20 protein-coding genes are annotated in these 18,098 nt (G+C 61.2%); 18 read left to right on the plus strand and 2 right to left on the minus strand.

Going from position 1 to position 18,098, the window contains the following annotated elements:
* The first annotated feature begins 189 nt into the window (after positions 1–189).
* From QOM10_RS10660 to QOM10_RS10745, 18 genes are all read left to right on the plus strand, one after another.
* Positions 190–2,112, plus strand: a complete 1,923-nt coding sequence (locus QOM10_RS10660; protein ID WP_316917996.1) for a YncE family protein — start codon at positions 190–192, stop codon at positions 2,110–2,112.
* Positions 2,113–2,126: 14 nt separating this feature from the next.
* Complete coding sequence (locus QOM10_RS10665) at positions 2,127–2,777, plus strand: SCO family protein (protein ID WP_150752138.1); 651 nt, start codon at positions 2,127–2,129, stop codon at positions 2,775–2,777.
* Positions 2,774–3,394 carry an SCO family protein gene (locus QOM10_RS10670; RefSeq protein WP_150776336.1) on the plus strand — a complete coding sequence of 207 codons (621 nt, stop codon included), beginning with the start codon at positions 2,774–2,776 and terminating at the stop codon, positions 3,392–3,394. Before QOM10_RS10665 ends, QOM10_RS10670 begins: the two co-directional genes overlap by 4 nt.
* 9 nt (positions 3,395–3,403) lie before the next feature.
* Positions 3,404–4,954 (plus strand): ABC transporter substrate-binding protein, encoded by a 1,551-nt coding sequence (locus QOM10_RS10675; RefSeq protein ID WP_316917997.1) that lies wholly within the window; start codon positions 3,404–3,406, stop codon positions 4,952–4,954.
* 15 nt (positions 4,955–4,969) lie between these two features.
* The gene (locus tag QOM10_RS10680; RefSeq protein WP_316917998.1) at positions 4,970–5,731 is read left to right on the plus strand and encodes a SurA N-terminal domain-containing protein; all 762 of its coding nucleotides are present in this window, start codon (positions 4,970–4,972) and stop codon (positions 5,729–5,731) included.
* A gap of 219 nt (positions 5,732–5,950) precedes the next feature.
* Entirely contained in the window at positions 5,951–6,481 is a 531-nt protein-coding gene (locus tag QOM10_RS10685; RefSeq protein WP_064392623.1) for a response regulator, read from the plus strand.
* A gap of 81 nt (positions 6,482–6,562) precedes the next feature.
* Entirely contained in the window at positions 6,563–8,269 is a 1,707-nt protein-coding gene (locus QOM10_RS10690; protein ID WP_160039217.1) for a GspE/PulE family protein, read from the plus strand.
* Positions 8,250–9,053 (plus strand): hypothetical protein, encoded by an 804-nt coding sequence (locus QOM10_RS10695; RefSeq protein ID WP_316917999.1) that lies wholly within the window; start codon positions 8,250–8,252, stop codon positions 9,051–9,053. Before QOM10_RS10690 ends, QOM10_RS10695 begins: the two co-directional genes overlap by 20 nt.
* Before the next feature lies 1 nt (position 9,054).
* Complete coding sequence (locus QOM10_RS10700) at positions 9,055–9,600, plus strand: PilN domain-containing protein (protein WP_316918000.1); 546 nt, start codon at positions 9,055–9,057, stop codon at positions 9,598–9,600.
* Positions 9,587–10,135: a GspMb/PilO family protein gene (locus QOM10_RS10705; protein ID WP_316918001.1), complete on the plus strand. Its 549-nt coding sequence runs from the start codon at positions 9,587–9,589 to the stop codon at positions 10,133–10,135. The genes QOM10_RS10700 and QOM10_RS10705 overlap by 14 nt, the downstream gene beginning before the upstream one ends.
* Positions 10,135–10,647 (plus strand): hypothetical protein, encoded by a 513-nt coding sequence (locus tag QOM10_RS10710; RefSeq protein WP_316918002.1) that lies wholly within the window; start codon positions 10,135–10,137, stop codon positions 10,645–10,647. Before QOM10_RS10705 ends, QOM10_RS10710 begins: the two co-directional genes overlap by 1 nt.
* Positions 10,644–12,491, plus strand: coding sequence for a secretin N-terminal domain-containing protein (locus tag QOM10_RS10715; RefSeq protein ID WP_122597817.1), 1,848 nt, complete (start codon positions 10,644–10,646; stop codon positions 12,489–12,491). Before QOM10_RS10710 ends, QOM10_RS10715 begins: the two co-directional genes overlap by 4 nt.
* Positions 12,492–12,493: 2 nt before the next feature.
* Entirely contained in the window at positions 12,494–12,967 is a 474-nt protein-coding gene (locus QOM10_RS10720) for a type II secretion system protein (protein ID WP_038364886.1), read from the plus strand.
* A 5-nt stretch (positions 12,968–12,972) separates the two neighbouring features.
* The gene (locus QOM10_RS10725) at positions 12,973–13,347 is read left to right on the plus strand and encodes a type II secretion system protein (protein WP_095124774.1); all 375 of its coding nucleotides are present in this window, start codon (positions 12,973–12,975) and stop codon (positions 13,345–13,347) included.
* On the plus strand, positions 13,322–13,861 hold the full coding sequence (locus QOM10_RS10730) for a type II secretion system protein (protein WP_123374842.1): 540 nt from the start codon (positions 13,322–13,324) through the stop codon (positions 13,859–13,861). Before QOM10_RS10725 ends, QOM10_RS10730 begins: the two co-directional genes overlap by 26 nt.
* On the plus strand, positions 13,858–14,250 hold the full coding sequence (gene csgE, locus QOM10_RS10735; protein ID WP_316918003.1) for a curli production assembly/transport protein CsgE: 393 nt from the start codon (positions 13,858–13,860) through the stop codon (positions 14,248–14,250). The genes QOM10_RS10730 and csgE overlap by 4 nt, the downstream gene beginning before the upstream one ends.
* On the plus strand, positions 14,247–14,678 hold the full coding sequence (locus QOM10_RS10740) for a curli assembly protein CsgF (protein WP_016987875.1): 432 nt from the start codon (positions 14,247–14,249) through the stop codon (positions 14,676–14,678). The genes csgE and QOM10_RS10740 overlap by 4 nt, the downstream gene beginning before the upstream one ends.
* A gap of 28 nt (positions 14,679–14,706) precedes the next feature.
* The gene (locus QOM10_RS10745; protein ID WP_095111635.1) at positions 14,707–15,567 is read left to right on the plus strand and encodes a CsgG/HfaB family protein; all 861 of its coding nucleotides are present in this window, start codon (positions 14,707–14,709) and stop codon (positions 15,565–15,567) included.
* 676 nt (positions 15,568–16,243) lie between these two features.
* Here the strand turns inward: QOM10_RS10745 and QOM10_RS10750 are convergent.
* Positions 16,244–17,385, minus strand: a protein-coding gene (locus tag QOM10_RS10750; RefSeq protein ID WP_410479213.1) for an IS3 family transposase whose coding sequence is annotated in 2 segments (ribosomal slippage) — positions 16,244–17,124 and positions 17,124–17,385 — 1,143 coding nt in all. Because the reading frame shifts where the segments join, the coding sequence is not laid out codon by codon here.
* Positions 17,386–17,551: 166 nt separating this feature from the next.
* Positions 17,552–17,890, minus strand: a complete 339-nt coding sequence (locus QOM10_RS10755) for a hypothetical protein (RefSeq protein WP_316918005.1) — start codon at positions 17,888–17,890, stop codon at positions 17,552–17,554.
* Between the last annotated feature and the right edge of the window lie 208 nt (positions 17,891–18,098).

Consider the following 18,098-nt stretch of genomic DNA (forward strand, 5'->3'; position numbering starts at 1 on the left):
AGGCGAAGGCCTACAGGGGCCGGTGGTGGGTAGTGAGGGAGTGGGATGGATGCAAATCCCTTGTGGGAGCGAGCCTGCTCGCGAATGGGGGCAACTCGGTTTCAAGGGTGCCGCTGAAGACGCTTTCGCGAGCAGGCTCACTCCCACAGGGTCGGTGTTTTGCCAGGTAAAGAAGTAGGGGAGTGCGAGATGAACAGGATCATCAACATCATCGGTATTTGCTCGCTGGCCATGGCCGGGGCGTTGTTGACGCTGAGCGAGGTTGCGCTGGCACAAACCGGCATCGGGCAGACGTTGAACCGTGACGGTGTGGCGGTGGATTTCAACCTCAAGCCGCTGGCCGCCGACGGCAAACTGCGCGAAGGCGAGTTCGCCGATGTGCAGTTCCGCGTCACTGACAGCGCCTCCGGCCAGCCGCTGTCCGGAGTGGCACCGGGTGCCTGGGTCGATCCGCAAGCCCTTGCCGCCGATCAGGCTCAGGGCCGCGATCAGAGCTGCAAAGCCCGGGTCGGCGTGTTCCTCAAGTCCAACATAGGCGCGCGGCCATTGTTGGATCTGAACAGCTATTTCCTGCTGGTGATGAACCGCGACGCGAGCATCGCCGTGGTCGATCCGTCGGTATCGGTCGGCGGCATCACCAGCACCCTCGCGCGGATCGAACTCAAGCAACCGCCGATGGACTGGGTCACCCCCAAAGACAACAAACGCGTATTCGTCTCGATGCCGACAGCGGGCGAAGTGGCCGTCATCGACAGCGAACAATTCAAGGTTCTCGATTCGATCAAGGCCGGCAGCCAACCAGTGCGCGTGGCGCTGCAACCCGATGAACGCCTGCTGTGGGTCGGCAACAACGCCAGCAAGGCGCAAGAGTCCGGCGTGACGGTGATCGACACGCAAAGCCTCAAATCCCTCAAACATCTGCCGACCGGTCGCGGCCACCACGAAATCAGCTTCAGCAAGGACAGCCGCTTCGCCTTCGTCAGTAACCGTGACGACGGCACCGTCAGCGTGATCGACATCGCCAACCTGAACATCGTCCAGCAGATCAAAACCGGCTCCCATCCGTTATCCGTCGCTTACTCGCCATTGTCCGGCGCGGTCTACGTAGCTGACGGCAAGGACGGCACCGTGAGTGTGATCGACGCTAGTACTCACGCCATCCGCCGGGTGATCAAACTGCAACAAGGCCTCGGCCCCATGGGCTTCAGCGCCGACGGCCGCTTCGGTGTAGTGCTCAACACCGTGGAAAACCGCGCCAGCATCATCGACGCCGCCACCAACACCGCCATCCATGATCTGGACGTCAGCGCCGAACCCTACCAAGTGGTGTTCACCCAGGCCTACGCCTACATCCGCGGACTGGCTTCACCGAAAGTCACCATGATCAATCTGTCCTCCCTCGGCGAAGGTCGCCAGCCGATCAGCCAGGGTTTCGAGGCTGGCCCGCAAGCGCCGCGCCTGGCCGGGGATTTGCCGCTGGCCTCCAGCCTGGCGGTGTCGCGCGATGACAACGCGGTGTTCGTGGTCAACCCGGTCGACAACACCACCTATTTCTACGCCGAAGGCATGAACGCGCCGATGTCCGGTTACCCCAACCGTGGCCAGATCGCCCGCGCCGCCATGGTTATCGATCGCAGCCTGCGCGAAGTCTCGCCGGGGCTGTACAGCGCGCGGGTGAAGCTGCCGGCGGCGGGGCGCTTTGACGTGGCGTTTCTGCTCAACCAGCCAAACATCATTCACTGCTTTACCGCGCAAATTGATCCTGACGGCAAACAGCCAAAACACCTCGGCCAGCCGAAAGTCGAGTTCCTCCTCGACAAGACGGCCGTGGCACTCAACGCCCCCTACGTCGTGCGCTTTCGCATCGTTCAAGGCAAAGACAAAGCCCAGCGCAGCGGCGTCAAAGACGTGCAACTGCGCTACTACCTCGCGCCCACCTCGCATCCCCGCGAAGTGGCGGCGCTGGAAGTCGCCGACGGCGTATACGAGGCGCCAATCACCCTCGACCGCAGCGGCGCCTGGTATCTGCATGTGCGCGCGGCGTCGCTGGGTGCCGGTTTCGATGACAAGACCTTTGCCAGTGTTCGGGTAGCCCCCGGCCAGGCCCGTTGAAGAGGAGTTTCGACATGAACCGATTTGCATCCACTGGCCTGCTGACCCTGTGCCTGTTGAGCCTTGGCATTCAACAAGTCCACGCTCATTCGGCCGACGAACACGCCGGACACAAAGCCCCGGCCAGCAGCACTCAGGAACACGCCCAGGTGAAGTTCGCCAACGTGCCGCTGCTTGATCAAAACGGTAAAACCGTGCGCCTCGAACAAGACCTGGTGCAGGGCAAAATCGTCGTCATGAGCTTTATCTACACCAGTTGCACCACGGTGTGCCCGGTGGTCTCGTCGATCATGGGCAAGGTGCAGAAACAGCTCGGCGCGCGCGTCGGCGACGAAGTGCAACTGGTGTCGATCAGCATCGACCCGCAGCGCGACGACCCGAAACGCCTGCAGGATTATGCCCGTACCTTCCAGCGCGGACCGGGCTGGAGCTGGCTGACCGGATCGCCGCAGTCGATCAATGAAACCCTCAAGGGCCTCGGCAGTTTCAGCGGCGACCTGAAGAGTCATCAACCGCTGATCCTCGTCGGCGACGGCGACAGCCGCCACTGGATGCGCTACTACGGCTTCACCGACCCGGCGCTGCTGGCCAAGGAAGTGGAAAAGCTCAGCGGCCTGCGCACCCACGCCAAACACACCGCCATCGCCATGGAGCAACAGCCATGAGAACGCTCGACTGGATCTCCCTGACCGTGTGTTTCTGGATTCTCAGCAACGTCGCGTTCGCTCACGAAGGCCACGTCTCTGAGCCGCAAGCCGCTGTGGCCGCCGCCCCGGCCAAAGGCACTCACGATGCGAAAACCTGGTTCACCGACACGCCGTTGCAGGATCAGAACGGCGACACCTTGCGCTTCTACAGCGACGCGCTGCAAAACCGCATCGTGCTGCTCAACGTGATCTTCACCAGTTGCAACGACGCCTGTCCGCTGATCACCCAAAAGCTCAAGGAAGTGCGCGAGTTGCTCGGTGACAAGGCGCAGGACATCACCTTTATTTCCCTTACCAGTGACCCGCTGCGCGACACGCCAGCGGTGCTCAAGGCTTACACCTTGAAGCAGGGTTCCGATGACCCTCATTGGCTTTTTCTTACTGGCGACAAGGCGCAGATGGATCTGGTGCTGAGCCGCATCGGCCAGATCGTGCCGACCCCCGAGCAACACTCCACGCAGTTGATCGTCGGCGATGTCGCCAATAAACGCTGGAGCAAAATCCGCCCCGACGCCCCGGCTGCCGCCATTGCCCAGCGCTTGCAGTTGCTGACAATGCCCGTGGCCGGCCGCTGAGTCCGCGCCATGAACCTGCGCGGCGTACTCGCCCTGATCCTGCTCGCTGGCGTCAGCCTTGCCGCGAGCGCTGCGCCGCTGACCCCGGAAGAAGCGGCGGGCAAGCGTCTGTACCGCCAGGGTCTGTCGGCCAGCGGCGAAGCGATCATGGCGCGGGTCGGTGCGGCAGATGTGTTGCTGCCGGCGACCAGTCTGCCGTGCGCCAATTGCCATGGCGCCGATGGCCTCGGTCGACCGGAAGGCGGGGTACGTCCGCCGCCGCTGAACTGGGCGCGACTGACCAGCACCTACGGCCAGCGACAGGTCAATGGGCGCAGCTATCCGGCCTACAGCGAAAGCACGCTGGCCACGGCCATCGAGCAGGGCCGCGATCCCGGGCACAATCGCCTCGACCCGAGCATGCCGCGCTTTCTGCTGTCGATGAAAGATCAGCGCAATCTCACCGCGTACCTCAAACGTCTCGCCGATGAGCGTGATCCCGGCCTCGACGCCGAGACCTTGCACCTCGGCACGCTGCTGCGCAGTCAGGGCCCGCTGGCGGAAGAAGGCATGACCATCGCAGCGATACTTAACGGCAGCGTGGCGCGGATCAATCAGGCCGGAGGCATTCATGGACGGCAGCTGCGTCTGACCGTGGTCGATCCCGGCCCGGATCGCGCCAGTGCCGAACAAGCCCTGCAGCAGTTGATCGAGCAGGAACAGGTGTTCGCCCTGATCGCACCGCTGGCACCGGCCCTCGACAGTGAACTGGGGCCGCGCCTGGAACAGGCCGGCGTGCCGCTGATCGGCGCCTTGTCGTTGCTCGGGGCGATGCAGGCCAGTCCGCAGATTTTCGAGCCGTTGCCGGGTTTGCGCGAGCAATTGATCGCGCTGGCCGACTACGCCACGGCCAGCCTGCGCGTGCTGCAAGGGCCGACCCTGATTGCCTATCCCGATGACCCTTTACAAGCGCAAGCGGCAACCACCCTCGCTCAATACTTACAGGATCACGGCTGGCAGAAAGTCCTTCTGCAAGCCTACGACCCGGCAGCAGAGGCTTTGCCGCTGGGTTCGCGATCGGTGTTCTATCTGGGCACTGGCGGCGGCTTCAGTCGTCTGGCGACACGACTGCAAAGCGCCGGGCAAGTGCCGTATCTGTTCGCCGCTTCAAGCCAGGTGGCCGGCGATCTGCTGCAAGTCCCCGACGGCTTTACTCGGCGGGTGTTTCTTGCCTATCCGTTCGTGCCCAGCGACTGGACTCAGACCGGGCGCATGGCCCTGACGCTGCTGCGCGAAGGCCAGGGCCTCGGCGCCGAGCATGCGGTGCTGCAAGTCGGCGCCTACGCCTCGATGTTGCTGCTCAGCGAAGGCATGAAACAGGCCGGCCGCGACGCCAGCCGCGAAAAACTGGTGACGGCGCTGGAAGGTCTGCACGACTTCGACACCGGCCTGACTCCGCGCCTCAGCTTTGGCCCCGGCCGACGCCTGGGCTTGAGCGGCGCCCATGTGGTCACCGTGGATTTGCCCGATCAGCGCTTTTATCTGGTCGCACCCTATAAATCGATTGTTGCCAGCCCCTGAATGGAGGGCCCGATCATGAAGCTCACAACGCTGATAATGCTGCTGACCTGTTGGCTGCCGCTGGCGTGGGCCAATAACGAACCGGCCGTGGCGCGAGTCAACGGCGAGGAGATTTCCGGGTTTCGCTTTGAGCGTTTCTTTGCCGAATACCTGGAAGATCAGGGCCGCGCCGTGGCGAGCATTCGTAGTCCCAAAGCCTATAAACAGCTGCGCCAGGCAGCACTGCAAGCGCTGATCGACAAAGAGCTGCTGTGGCAGGAAGCGCAAAAGCGCGGGGTGCAGATCGACGATCAAGTGGTGCTTCAGCAAGTCGAGCAGACCCGCAGTGCCATCGGCGGCACGGATAAATTCGTCCGGCGCTTGCAGGACGCCGGTTTCGACGAAGCGTCCTTCACCGAGTACACCCGCCGGGAAATGGCGGCGCAGCAGATGTTTGCCGAACTGATCCGCGCCAATACCTTGCAACCGCGCCACCTGTTGATCCGCGTGCCCGTGCAAGCGGATGCAGCCACAGTGGCTCAAGCGCGTCTACGCTTGATGCAAATGCGCGCCTCGATTGTCAGCGGGGCCACGTTCGCCAGCGATCCGGTGCGTTCACCGTTTGGCTGGCATGTGATTTATTTGCCGAACCACCTGGAGGCCGCCGATGTCCCAGATTTGCAGGGGCTGGACACAGTCAGGGCACAGCTCGCCCGACAGCAACAGACCCAGGCTCGTCGTCAGGTGCTCGCGCAATTACGAGTGCAGAACAGGATCGAACGAATTGACGACGACTGAAGGTTCCCCCCCAATAGTGGGGAATGGCTTCGATGCCCATTCAGGTGCTTCCCCGTTTCTGGGGAACGGGGTACCGGGACGAGCGGGCATTGTCATTAAATTCAAGGACATGAAGACGTAAAATTACCGGCACTCAGCCTGGCATGAAGTGTGCGTTACCGATGGTAAGGCGCACTCTCAGGGCGGGGTCATCGGACCTGCTGTTTCAAGGAGTCGACCTTGGTTAACAAAGTACTGGTTGTCGAAGACGAACAGCTGCTTGCACAGAACCTTCAGGATTATCTGTCGGCGCAGGGGCTGGATGTCCGGATTGCACATGACGGAGCGACGGCGATCGGCCTGGCCGAAACCTTTGCCCCCGACGTGCTGGTGTTCGATTACCGCTTGCCCGATATGGAAGGCTTTGAGGTGCTCGACGCGGTCCGCCAGAACAGGACGTGCCATTTTGTGCTGATAACGGGTCACCCGACCGCTGAAGTCTGTGAGCGGGCGCGGCAACTGGGGGTCAGCCACATCCTGTTCAAACCGTTTCCTTTGGCGGAACTGGCCCGAGCTGTCTGCGACCTTCTGGGCTTCAAGCGCGAAGCGAAACCCGGTGCAAACCCTTCCGAGGGTTTCGTCGAACGACGCCAGAGCAGGACCGAGAGCTTCCCGTTGCAGTTGTACGATGGCAGTTGGGTGTTGGCGGATCGGCGACGGCAGTCGCGACCCATGGCGCCGGACGACGATCAAATGCTCACCGGGGAGTAATGGCGCGAACAGACGTTCCGGCACTTGCCGCCAAGGTTTGCCGCGCCGACAGGGCTCTAAGCCCCGGTTGGAGAGCAAGCCATGGAACGTCTGTCCGTTGTCGTCGAACCGCTGCTGGCCGAATGCGCCCCCGAGCGCTTTTCCAGTGAACAGCTTGCCCAGGCCCGGGCGCGGGCCGCCACCTCTGGCGAACGCGTGCTTGAAGCCCTTTGCGTACTCTGTGAACTGGCGCCGATGCCGTTCATTCATACCCTCGGCGCCACCCTGCATTACCCGGTGCTCGACACCGACAGCCTGTTTCAAGCGACGCCGGTGTTCGACCGCGTCACCCTCGCACAATGCCTGAAACGCGAATTCATCCTGCTGCGCCACAACGACGAAGTCATCGGCGTGTTTGCCGACCCCTTCGACCCGGCGCGGCTGGCCTGGATCGACGATTGCCTGCACGGCGCGCCGCTGCATCTGGTGCACGCCGATGATCTCAAGGCCTATCTGGCCCGCCACGAAGAAAGCTTCCACGCGGTCGAATCGCTGAACGCCCAAGGCGACACCCACAACGAAATCGACACCCTGCAAAGCCTGTCGCTGACCAGCATCAGCGAAGACGCCAGCAGCGTGGTGAAACTGGTCAACTCGACCCTCTACGACGCGCTGAAAATGCACGCCAGCGACATCCACCTCGGCACCACCGGCCACGGTCTGGTGATCAAGTACCGCATCGACGGCGTGCTCAACAACATCAGCAAAGTCCAGGGCAACGAGTTCGCCGAGCAGGTGATCTCGCGGGTCAAGGTCATGGCTGAGCTGGACATCGGCGAAAAACGCGTGCCGCAGGACGGTCGCTTCAAGATCGGTATCAGCGGCCGTCAGATCGATTTTCGCGTGTCGATCATGCCGAGCATTTTTGGCGAAGACGCGGTGCTGCGGGTGCTGGACAAACAGGATCTGGCCGACAAGGTCTGCGGCGTGCAATTGCAGGCACTGGGCTTTGAAGACGAAACCCTGCGCCAGTTGCGCCGCCTCGCTGCCGAACCCTACGGCATGGTCCTGGTCACCGGCCCGACCGGCAGCGGCAAGACCACCACGCTGTACGCGATGATCACCGAGATCAACCACGGCGTGGACAAGATCATCACCATCGAAGACCCGGTCGAATATCAATTGCCGGGGGTGCTGCAAATCCCGGTCAACGAGAAAAAAGGCCTGACCTTCGCCCGAGGCCTGCGCTCGATCCTGCGCCACGACCCGGACAAGATCATGGTCGGCGAAATCCGTGATCCGGACACCGCGCAGATCGCCGTGCAATCGGCGCTTACCGGCCACCTGGTGTTCACCACCATCCACGCCAACAACGTCTTCGACGTGATCGGCCGCTTCACCCAAATGGAAATCGACCCCTACAGCCTGGTCTCGGCGCTCAACGCGATTCTCGCCCAGCGCCTGATCCGGCTGGTGTGCGCCAGTTGCAGCGCGCCGGTCAATCCAAGCGATGAAGAGCTGCGCGCCTCGGGCCTCGATCCACAGAAAGTCGATCACTATCACTTCGTCCACGGCAAAGGCTGCGGCCACTGCCGGGGCAGCGGCTATCGCGGGCGCACGGCGATTGCCGAGTTGCTGCACCTCGACGACGAACTGCGCCAGATGATCGTCGAGCGTCAACCGATCACCCAAATCAAAGCCCTGGCCTGCGCCCGTGGTTTGCGCCTGTTGCGTGAATCGGCGCTGGAGCTGGTGGAACAAGGTCGCACCACGCTGGAGGAGATCAATCGTGTCACTTTTATCGCGTGAGCGTTTTGTCGCCGTGCTCGGCGCCAGCGGTGTTGGCCTCGGTCAGCGGCGCGGCAGCGACACCCTGTGGCTGGGCAGCGTCGGGTACATCGACGAAGGCTTCCAGAGCTACGCGGTGGCGCTGGACACCCTCGATCGCCTGCTCGGTGAGCACGCCCGCGCCGGTGCCGAATTGAGCGTGGTCATCTCCGGGCACTTCAGCCGTTTCTGCCTGGTGCCGTGGAGCGCGCAGATCAGCAGCCCTGAGGAACTGCGCGGCTTTGCCCAACTGTGTTTTGAAGACCTGTTTGGCGCGCCGACCCAGCCGTGGAGTCTGGTGCTATCCGCCGAACCGGCCGGTTACGACCGCATCGCCAGCGCTTTGCCGCAGGACTTGCTCGAACGTCTGCGCACGCTGGTCAGCGGTCGCGGTTTGCGCCTGCGCTCAGTGCAGCCGTACCTGATGGCGGCGTTCAACCGCTTCGACAAAAGCCTCGATGCCGGCGACTTCCTGTTCGTCGTCGCCGAGCCGCAACGCAGCGTGTTGTTGCTGGCGAGGGAAGGGCGCTGGGCCGGCGTGCGTTCGGTGGGCGGCAGCGACAGCGATGCCGCGTTGAATGCCCTGATCGGTCGCGAACGCCAGCTGCAAGCCTCGACCAGCGAACGCGCGTTCAACGTTTATCTGCATGCACCGGCGCGCCTCGATACGCATCCGGACGTGGCGGGTGTGCAACTGCGCACCCTTGAAGACGACTCGATGAACGTGCGTGACGGCTTGTACGTCATGTCCCGGGCGGTGGCCTGATATGCGCGCGCTCAATCTCGACTTTCAGCCACGGCCACGTTCCGGCCCGTTGGGTTGGAGCCTGCTTGGCGGCGGTGTGCTGCTGGCGGCGCTGTGCTTCGGCGTGCAACAGCACCTCGACGCGCACACCGACCAGCAACAAGGCCACCTGCAAACCACCCAGCGCCAGCTCACCGGCGACAGCGGCGCCAAGTCCACCTTGAGCCCGGCGGAGACCCGTGAGCAAGCGGCAAACCTCGCCGAAATGCGCAAGGTCTCGCAGCAACTGCGCCGGCCGTGGGAACGCCTGTTCGCCATGCTCGAAGCGATGCCGCGCGATGACGTCGCGCTGCTGACCCTGACCCCGGATGCGCGCAAAGGCCAGGTGCGCATCAGCGCCGAAGCACGGGATCTGCAAGCGATGCTCGACTTCCACAAACGTCTGGAAGCCAGCGACGAGCTGTCCGACGTGTCGCTGCTGAGCCACGAAATCGTCGTCAAATCGCCGGAGCAACCGGTGCAATTCAACCTGTCGGCGACTTGGGAGATTGGCGATGCGAATCCCTAGACTGATCGTCCACGAATACCTGCAAGGCCTCGGCATTCCGGGCCTCGCCGGGCTGGCATTGCTGCTGGTCGCCGTGGCTTGGGCACTCGGTGGCTTGCTGCCGGGTTGGCAATCATTGCAGCACCTGAGCCTGCAGACTCGGGAAGCGAGCGCGTATCTGGCCAAGGTTGAAGACGGCAGCATCGCGCCACCGGTGGTGCCGCAACGTCAGCTCGACGACTTCCGCAACAAACTGCCGGCGCAGCCGCAAGCCACCGTCGCCATCGACCGCATCTACGCCCTCGCAGCGCAAGAACACATCACCCTGGCGCGCGGCGAATACGCCCTCGGCGTCGACCCGAAAACCCATCTGGCGCGCTATCAGATCCTCCTGCCAGTGCGCGGCAGCTACCCGCAATTACGCCGGTTCCTGCACGCCTTGCTCGGCCAGTTGCCGGCGGTGGTGGTGGAAGACCTCGAGTTGCAACGCAAGAAGATTGGCGACACCGACCTCAATGGCCGGATCCGTATGACCCTTTACCTGTCGAGGTCGTGATGAATACCAAGCGCGTGACAGGTTGGTTGGCGTTCTTCGGCGTAGCTGCTGCGCTGGCGTGGTTGCCGGAATATTTCTCGCCAAGCGAAGACGCCGATTCCAACGAAGTCGCCGTCGCCACGCCGGGGAAACCCCGGGGCGCGCTGCCGGCCAGTAACGCCAAAGCCAAGGATGCGTCGATCAAGGACCTGAGCCCGGCCGGCGACTTGTTCGCGGCCAAATCCTGGAAGGCCGCGCCGACTCTGGCCACGGTCACCGAAATGGCCATCAATCCAGCAACTGTGGTGCAAGCCCCGAGCCTGCCACCGGTGCCGTTTCAGTTCGTCGGCAGGCTGCATGACCGCAGCGACCTGCAAGTGTTTTTGCAGAACGGCGAAAAGATCTACGTCGTGCGCAACGGGGATGTGATCGACGACACCTGGAAGATCACCGGCATTTCCGATGTGGAATTGAGCCTGGTCTACCTGCCTTTGCATTTGTCGCAGACCCTGTCTGTGGGGAGTACGCAATGAACCGTTCCCGTTTGCTGATGAGCCTGGGCCTGTGTGCCGGGCTGGCCGCGTGCAGTTCTGCACAAGTGGCCAACAAGGAGGCCGCCGACCTGATTGAACAGGGTCAGTACGAGGCGGGGCTGGCCCGAATCGAAGAAGGCCTGCGTGAGAATCCTCGCGACACCGAGTTGCACCTGCTGCTCAACAGCGGTCGGGCCAAGGCGATCACGGCGTTGCTGACGACCGGTGATACCGACCGCTCGCGCCGCGATTTTGCTTCGGCGCGGGTGGCCTACAACCGCGTGCTGACCATCGAACCGAACAACCGCCGCGCCCAGGATGCCCTGAAGCAGATGGACTACCTGCGCAGCATGGACGAGAAACTCGAACTGGCCCGTGGCGACCTGCGTCGTGGCGACATCTACGGCGCTGATCGCCAGGTCAAACAGATCCTCGAACTCGACCCGAACAACGAAGGCGCGCTGGAGCTGCAAGGCAACATTCGTCTGGTGCAGAGCCGCAACGTAATTGCCTATCCGCAACTGCGCACCAAGCTTGATCGGCCAGTGACTCTGGAGTTTCGCGACGCCAACCTCAAGACCATTTTCGAAGTGCTGTCGCAGGTCGCCGGACTGAACTTCATCTTCGACAAAGACCTGCGCCCGGACATGAAAGCGACGATTTTCGTGCGTGACGTGCGCATTGAAGACGCCGTGACCCTGCTGCTGCAACAGAACCAGTTGCACCAGAAAGTGGTGAACGAAAACACCTTGCTCATCTACCCGGATTCACCGCAGAAAGTGAAGGATTATCAGGAACTGGTGATGCGCACGTTTTACCTGACCAGCATCGACGCCAACACCGCGCTGAACATGGTCAAAACCATGCTCAAGACCCGCGACGTGTTCGTCGACGAACGCCTCAACACCCTGACCATGCGCGACACCGAAGACGCCGTGCGCATGGCCGAGAAACTGCTGCAGTCGCAAGACCAGTCCAACCCGGAAGTGGTGCTGGAGGTGGAAGTGATGGAAGTCGCCACCCAGCGCATTCTCGACCTAGGGCTGCAATGGCCGAACACCTTCGGCGTGGTCAACAGCGACGGTTCGGCGGTGACCCTGCTTGATCAACTGAAAGGTATCAACTCCAGCCGGATTTCGATCTCGCCGTCGCCGCAAGCCAAGATCAACGCTCAGGACAATGACATCAACACCCTGGCCAGCCCGGTGATTCGCGTCAGCAACCGCGAGCAGGCACGGATCCACATCGGTCAGCGCGTGCCGATCATCAGCGCGACTTCGGTGCCGTCGACGCAAGGCCCGGTGATCACTGAGAGCGTCACTTACCTCGACGTCGGTCTGAAGCTCGAAGTGCAACCGACCGTGCACCTGAACAACGAAGTGGCGATCAAGATTGCTCTCGAAGTGAGTAACGCCACGCCGCTGGAACCGACCCGTCAGGGCACGATTCCGGTGCAGGTCGACACCCGCAACGCGCAAACCTCGCTGCGCCTGCATGACGGCGAAACGCAGATCCTCGCCGGCCTGATGCGCAATGATCACGGCGCCACCGGCAACAAGATTCCGGGCCTCGGCGATATCCCAGGGATTGGCCGGCTGTTCGGTAGCAACAAGGACACCGTCGGCAAATCCGAACTGGTGCTGTCGATCACCCCACGGATCGTGCGCAACCTGCCGTATCAGAGCCCGTCGGACATGGAGTTCTCCACCGGCACTGAGACCAGCATGCACATTCAGGCCCCGGATCGTTCGCAGAGCTACGTGATGCCGTCGCCTGCCGCGCAGCCGCGTGCCGTCGGTGAGTCGGCTGTGGCCACCACCCGCGTCACCGTCGAGAAGCCTTGATCATGAACGCCTCCCAGCGCGGTTTCAGCCTGATCGAAGTCGTGGTGACGCTGGCCCTGATCGGTCTGTTGGCGAGCATGGCCGCGCCGCTGACCGAGACCCTGGTGCGGCGTGGCAAGGAGCAGGAATTGCGCAACGCGCTGTACCAGATTCGCGATGGCATCGACGCCTACAAGCGTGCCTTCGATGCCGGCTATATCGAGAAGTCGCTGAACAGCAGCGGCTACCCGCCGAACCTGCAAGTACTGGTCGAGGGCGTGCGCGATGTGCGCAGCGCCAAGGGCGCCAAGTTCTACTTTTTACGCCGCATCCCGCGCGATCCGCTGGTGCCGGCCAAACGTGACGACGAAGGGGGTTGGGGCGTGCGCGCCTACAACAGTTCGGCTCAGAACCCGCGCGATGGCGAGGACGTGTTCGACGTCTACTCCCACGCCCGGGGCAAGGGCCTCAACGGCATCGCCTACCGCGAGTGGTGAACCTCATGCGCCGGGAAAAAGGTTTTACCTTGCTGGAGCTGATGGTAGTGATGGCGATCATCGCCACGCTGATGACCATCGCGCTGCCGCGCTACTTCAACAGCCTCGAAGCGTCGAAGGAAACCACCCTGCGCCAGAGCCTGTCGGCGATGCGCGAGGCGCTGGATCACTACTACGGCGACACCGGCCGCTATCCGGATTCCATCGAGCAACTGATCGAACAACGTTACCTGCGCAACGCGCCACTCGATCCGATCACCGAACGCAAAGACCAGTGGGTGCTGATCGCGCCACCGGACGGCGTTGCCGGTGGTGTGGCCGATATCAAAAGCGGTGCTACCGGGAGGGCGCGTGATGGCAGCCAGTATTCCGAGTGGTAACCGTGCGCAGCAGGGTGGCTTCACCTACCTCGGCGTGCTGTTCCTGATTGTGGTGATGGGCATGGGCCTGGCCAGTGCCGGCGAGTTGTGGTCGACCGCTTCACGCCGTGACCGTGAACGCCAGTTGCTCTGGGTCGGCACCCAATACGCACAAGCGCTGCGCAGCTACTACCGCAGTTCGCCGGGGCTGGCGCAGTACCCGAAAGAGTTGGTCGATCTGCTCGACGATCAGCGTTTTCCAGAAGCGAAACATCATTTGCGTCAGCTCTATCCGGACCCGATCGGCCAAGGTGAATGGGCGCTGCAACGCGGTTTCGATGGACGCATCACCGGTCTCAACAGCCCTTCGACCGAGCTGCCTTTGAAGCAATCGGGCTTCCCGACGCAATGGTCGGATTTCGAAGGCATGCAGCGTTATTCGGACTGGCAGTTCGTCGCCGAAAAAGCCTTCCTCGACGGCACCAATGGCCCGGCGAAAGGCCAGTCGAATTTGCCACAGGCTCTGCAGCCATGACTCGCCAATGGTGGTGCGCGTTGGTCCTCACCGTGGTGGCGGGCTGCGTCCATGCCGGTGAAGAAGACGAAATGATGGGTTTCATCGTCGATGACACGATCTCGCACATCGGCCACGACTTTTACTACTCGTTCAGTGAACGCCTGCGCGACACCAGCCCGATGGATTTCAACCTGGTGGTGCGCGAGCGGCCCGACGCGCGCTGGGGCAGCCTGGTGACCGTGGAATATCAGCAACGCCTGGTTTATCGGCGCTTCCTGCCGCCGAACACCGTGGAACTGAAGGACGAGGCCTACGCGGCCGCCGACTGGGTTCGACGCCAGGTTGTCCAGCGCAAGCTGGAGGCTCTGTTGCAGGACACCACCGACCTTGAGAAGGACGAACTATGAACAGCACAACGTTCTCACGGCGCAGCGGATTCTGGATCTCGGGGTTGTTGATCGGGCTCGCCAGCGCCGCTGCCGTCCAGGCCACCGAACTGGTCTACACACCGGTCAATCCGTCGTTCGGCGGCAACCCGCTCAACGGCACCTGGTTGCTCAACAACGCGCAGGCGCAAAACGATCACGACGATCCGGATTTGAAAAGCCGTTCGAGCGTGGCCGGCACCTCGGCGCTGGAGCGTTTCACCAGTCAATTGCAATCGCGGCTGCTAGGGCAGTTGCTGGACAACATCTCCACCGGCAACACGGGGAGCCTGTCCACCGACTCTTTTATCGTCAACGTCATCGACGACTCCGGGGCACTGAGCATTGAAGTGACCGATCGAGCGACCGGTGAGGTTTCGGAAATTCAGGTGAACGGCCTCAACCCATGACGGGCTGACGGTTCCGGGGAGAACGGACATGAAAAAGATCATCGCGTTAGGGCTGCTGTTGGCGACATTACAAGGGTGCAGTCTGCGTGAGCCGATGTCGGCCGAGCAGGACACCGAAACCCCGACCCTGACCCCCAGGGCTTCGACTTATTACGACTTGCTGAAGATGCCGCGACCCAAGGGGCGGTTGATGGCGGTGGTGTACGGCTTCCGTGATCAGACCGGGCAGTACAAGCCGACGCCGGCGAGTTCGTTTTCCACCAGCGTGACCCAGGGTGCGGCGTCGATGTTGATGGACGCGATGCAGGCCAGTGGCTGGTTTGTCGTGCTGGAGCGGGAAGGGCTGCAGAACCTGTTGACTGAGCGCAAGATTATTCGCGCGTCGCAGAAGAAGCCGAATACGCCGGTGAATATTCAGGGTGAGCTGCCACCGTTGCAGGCGGCGAACATGATGCTCGAGGGTGGGATCATCGCGTATGACACCAATGTGCGTAGCGGTGGGGAAGGGGCGCGGTATCTGGGGATTGATTTGCAGCGTGAGTATCGGGTGGATCAGGTGACTGTGAACTTGCGTGCGGTGGATGTTCGCAGTGGGCAGGTGTTGGCGAATGTGATGACCAGCAAGACGATTTATTCGGTGGCGCGCAGTGCGGGGATTTTCAAGTTTATCGAGTTCAAGAAGTTGCTTGAGGCTGAGGTTGGGTATACGACGAATGAGCCGGCGCAGTTGTGTGTTTTGTCGGCGATTGAGGCGGCGGTGGGGCATATGGTGGCGCAGGGGATTGAGCGGCGGTTGTGGCAGGTGGCGGGGGACGCTTCTGTGCCTGGGCAGGATGATGTGTTGAATCGGTATTTGAGCCAGAACAAGATTGATCCGGATGCGGAGTGAACGTGGCGGCCTTCGGGCCGACCAGGTTCTGGTTGGGCGGGTACATATCCGTTGCTGCGGTAACGGCTGCTTAGGGTTCCGCCCTGACGGCGGGTCACCTTTTCCAAACGCCGAAAAGGTAACCGAAAAGGCTTGCTCCTGCGTGCGGCCCGCTCGCTAAAGCTCGGGGTTCCTTCGCTCCGGGATCGATCCGGGCGCAGCGTCTCCGGTTTGCTTCGCTGCACCTCCTCTCGCTGTGTTTGGCTGCGCCAAACGGTCGCTGCGCTCCCACGCCCGGATCAATCCCTCCACTCAGCCTTCCGACGTCGCCCGTGGATCAAGATCAAGAGCAGGCGAGCTGACACTCGGCCTATTGAGTGGTGAGGAGCACAGAGTGGTCGGCTTTGGATTTGTGGTGGATTCGCCCCTCACCCCAGCCCTCTCCCGAGGGAGAGGGAGCCGATTTTTGGGCCTTTCAAAATCTGAGTTCAACGCGGTATCGCACGTCGGCGTACCTCTACCAAACCACTCGGTCAGTCCCCTCTCCCTCTGGGAGAAGGCTAGGGTGAGGGGCTCTTGCTTCAACGCTTCAAAACCTGAATTCAGCTCGGTATTTCAAGTCGGCCTACATCTCCCAAACACCTCGGTTGATCTGGTCAAACGATTCTGGACACAGTTATAGGGTTTTGTTCATTTCTCATGCCGCCAAGGCCTCCATGGCTACCGGAGTCCTATAACCGTTGTGGCTGTGCAGCCTGATCCGATTGTAATAGTGGGTCAGGTAGCGCAATACATCGGTGCTGGCTTCGTCTTCGTTTCGGTAACCAGCCTTGGGTATCCATTCAGATTTCAAACTGCCAAAGAAACGTTCCATCGGAGCGTTATCCCAGCAGTTTCCCCGTCGACTCATGCTTTGTTTTATCCGCATGTCCGCCAGCGTTTCACGAAACACTTTACTGCTGTAATGACAGCCCTGATCCGAATGGAACATTAGGTTTTCAGGGCGTCCTCGCGACTCGAAAGCCACCTTCAAGGCTTGGCAGGTTAGTGCTGAATCCGGGCTTCGGGACATCGCCCAGCCGACAATGCGTCGGGCATGCAGGTCTAGTACCGCAGCCAGATAAACCCAGTAAGTACCGGCCCAAATGTAAGTCACGTCACCACACCACACTTGATTGGGCGCCTCAACGTTGAATTTACGTTCCAAATGATTGGGGGCGTATTGAGCCTCCGCGCCGCTAGGTTTGTAACGATGCCTGCGCCGTTGCTGGCTCTTCAAACCGAGCTCTCGCATCAGGCTACGAGCCATGTAACGACCTACTGACTCCTTTTCGTTACACAACGCCTTTGACAGGCTGCGCGCGCCCATTGAGCTGCGACTTTGCTCATGTAATTCAGCAGCCTTGATCTTGAGGCGATCGCGCTCGACATCCACTTTTGTCCGCTGTTTCAGACGCTCGTAATAACTGCTGCGGTTGATACCAAATACGCCACACAACTCGGATCTTGGAAATTGCTCGCTTAACTCCTCGATCAGCCTTACCGATCGAGGGAATCCGACATCAAGAGAGCCGTAGCCTTTTTTAAGATTTCCTTCTCTCGCTCAATCCGTCGGATTTTTGCTTCCAGTTCCTGGATGCGTTGTTGGTCAACGGTCATGGCCTTGGACTTCTCAGGCGTCTTGCCGCTGCGCTCCGCACGCAGTTGCTCAACCCAGCGGCGCAGAGCTGTAGGGCCCACGCCCATTGCTTCACAGGCTTCACTCACCGAATAGTCTTTATCCAAAACCAGGCAAGCCGCATCCCGTTTGAAATCTGTCGAAAAATATCGTCTGGTCAAATCACACCTCGTCGTTGGGCGTAGATTAACGCCCTTTAGGGGTGTCCAGAATCATTAAGCCAGATCAGGTCAGTTCCCTCTCCCTCCGGGAGAGGGCTAGGGTGAGGGGCTCTTGCTTCAACGCTTCAAAACCTGAATTCAGCTCGGTATTTCACGTCGGCGTACCTCACCCAAACACCTCGGTCAGTTCCCTCTCCCTCCGGGAGAGGGCTAGGGTGAGGGGCTCTTGCTTCAACGCTTCAAAATCTGAGTTCAGCTCGGTATTGCACGTCGGCGTATATCTACCAAACACCACGGTCAGTCCCCTCTCCCTCCGGGAGAGGGCTAGGGTGAGGGGCTCTTGCTTCAACGCTTCAAAATCTGAGTTCAGCTCGGTATTGCACGTCGGCGTACATCTACCAAACACCACGGTCAGTTCCTTCTCCCTCCGGGAGAGGGCTAGGGTGAGGGCTGCGATCTGAAGTGTGTTTAAAGAAGTGTCTGAATCAGCGGAACCTTCCCACAAGGTTTTCAGGTTGTCCGTCGGACGTCCTGTCTCTAGCCTGTGTTCGTCGCTGCCAATTCAGCGACCGGGCATGGAAACCCGAAGACACGAGAGAGCAGATACTCCTTTCATAACGTATGCTTGCGCACTTTCATTGTGTGCACTCTGTTATGGCGGTTGTGCGCGGGAGACATTCGTGTCTGCCGGGTTGCTCTCTCCCGGATTTCCA

Origin of the sequence: Pseudomonas sp. P108 (assembly GCF_032613195.1) — a bacterium.
Lineage (GTDB): Bacteria > Pseudomonadota > Gammaproteobacteria > Pseudomonadales > Pseudomonadaceae > Aquipseudomonas.

Excerpts from the sequence above, each read along its gene's own strand:
- QOM10_RS10700 (WP_316918000.1), top strand. The coding sequence starts at position 9,055 with ATGCGCGCGCTCAATCTCGACTTTCAGCCACGGCCACGTTCCGGCCCG.
- QOM10_RS10665 (WP_150752138.1), top strand. The coding sequence starts at position 2,127 with ATGAACCGATTTGCATCCACTGGCCTGCTGACCCTGTGCCTGTTGAGC.
- QOM10_RS10710 (WP_316918002.1), top strand. The coding sequence starts at position 10,135 with ATGAATACCAAGCGCGTGACAGGTTGGTTGGCGTTCTTCGGCGTAGCT.
- QOM10_RS10745 (WP_095111635.1), top strand. The coding sequence starts at position 14,707 with ATGAAAAAGATCATCGCGTTAGGGCTGCTGTTGGCGACATTACAAGGG.
- QOM10_RS10680 (WP_316917998.1), top strand. The coding sequence starts at position 4,970 with ATGAAGCTCACAACGCTGATAATGCTGCTGACCTGTTGGCTGCCGCTG.
- QOM10_RS10730 (WP_123374842.1), top strand. The coding sequence starts at position 13,322 with ATGGCAGCCAGTATTCCGAGTGGTAACCGTGCGCAGCAGGGTGGCTTC.
- csgE (WP_316918003.1), top strand. The coding sequence starts at position 13,858 with ATGACTCGCCAATGGTGGTGCGCGTTGGTCCTCACCGTGGTGGCGGGC.
- QOM10_RS10675 (WP_316917997.1), top strand. The coding sequence starts at position 3,404 with ATGAACCTGCGCGGCGTACTCGCCCTGATCCTGCTCGCTGGCGTCAGC.
- QOM10_RS10660 (WP_316917996.1), top strand. The coding sequence starts at position 190 with ATGAACAGGATCATCAACATCATCGGTATTTGCTCGCTGGCCATGGCC.
- QOM10_RS10725 (WP_095124774.1), top strand. The coding sequence starts at position 12,973 with ATGCGCCGGGAAAAAGGTTTTACCTTGCTGGAGCTGATGGTAGTGATG.
- QOM10_RS10740 (WP_016987875.1), top strand. The coding sequence starts at position 14,247 with ATGAACAGCACAACGTTCTCACGGCGCAGCGGATTCTGGATCTCGGGG.
- QOM10_RS10705 (WP_316918001.1), top strand. The coding sequence starts at position 9,587 with ATGCGAATCCCTAGACTGATCGTCCACGAATACCTGCAAGGCCTCGGC.
- QOM10_RS10670 (WP_150776336.1), top strand. The coding sequence starts at position 2,774 with ATGAGAACGCTCGACTGGATCTCCCTGACCGTGTGTTTCTGGATTCTC.
- QOM10_RS10720 (WP_038364886.1), top strand. The coding sequence starts at position 12,494 with ATGAACGCCTCCCAGCGCGGTTTCAGCCTGATCGAAGTCGTGGTGACG.
- QOM10_RS10715 (WP_122597817.1), top strand. The coding sequence starts at position 10,644 with ATGAACCGTTCCCGTTTGCTGATGAGCCTGGGCCTGTGTGCCGGGCTG.
- QOM10_RS10690 (WP_160039217.1), top strand. The coding sequence starts at position 6,563 with ATGGAACGTCTGTCCGTTGTCGTCGAACCGCTGCTGGCCGAATGCGCC.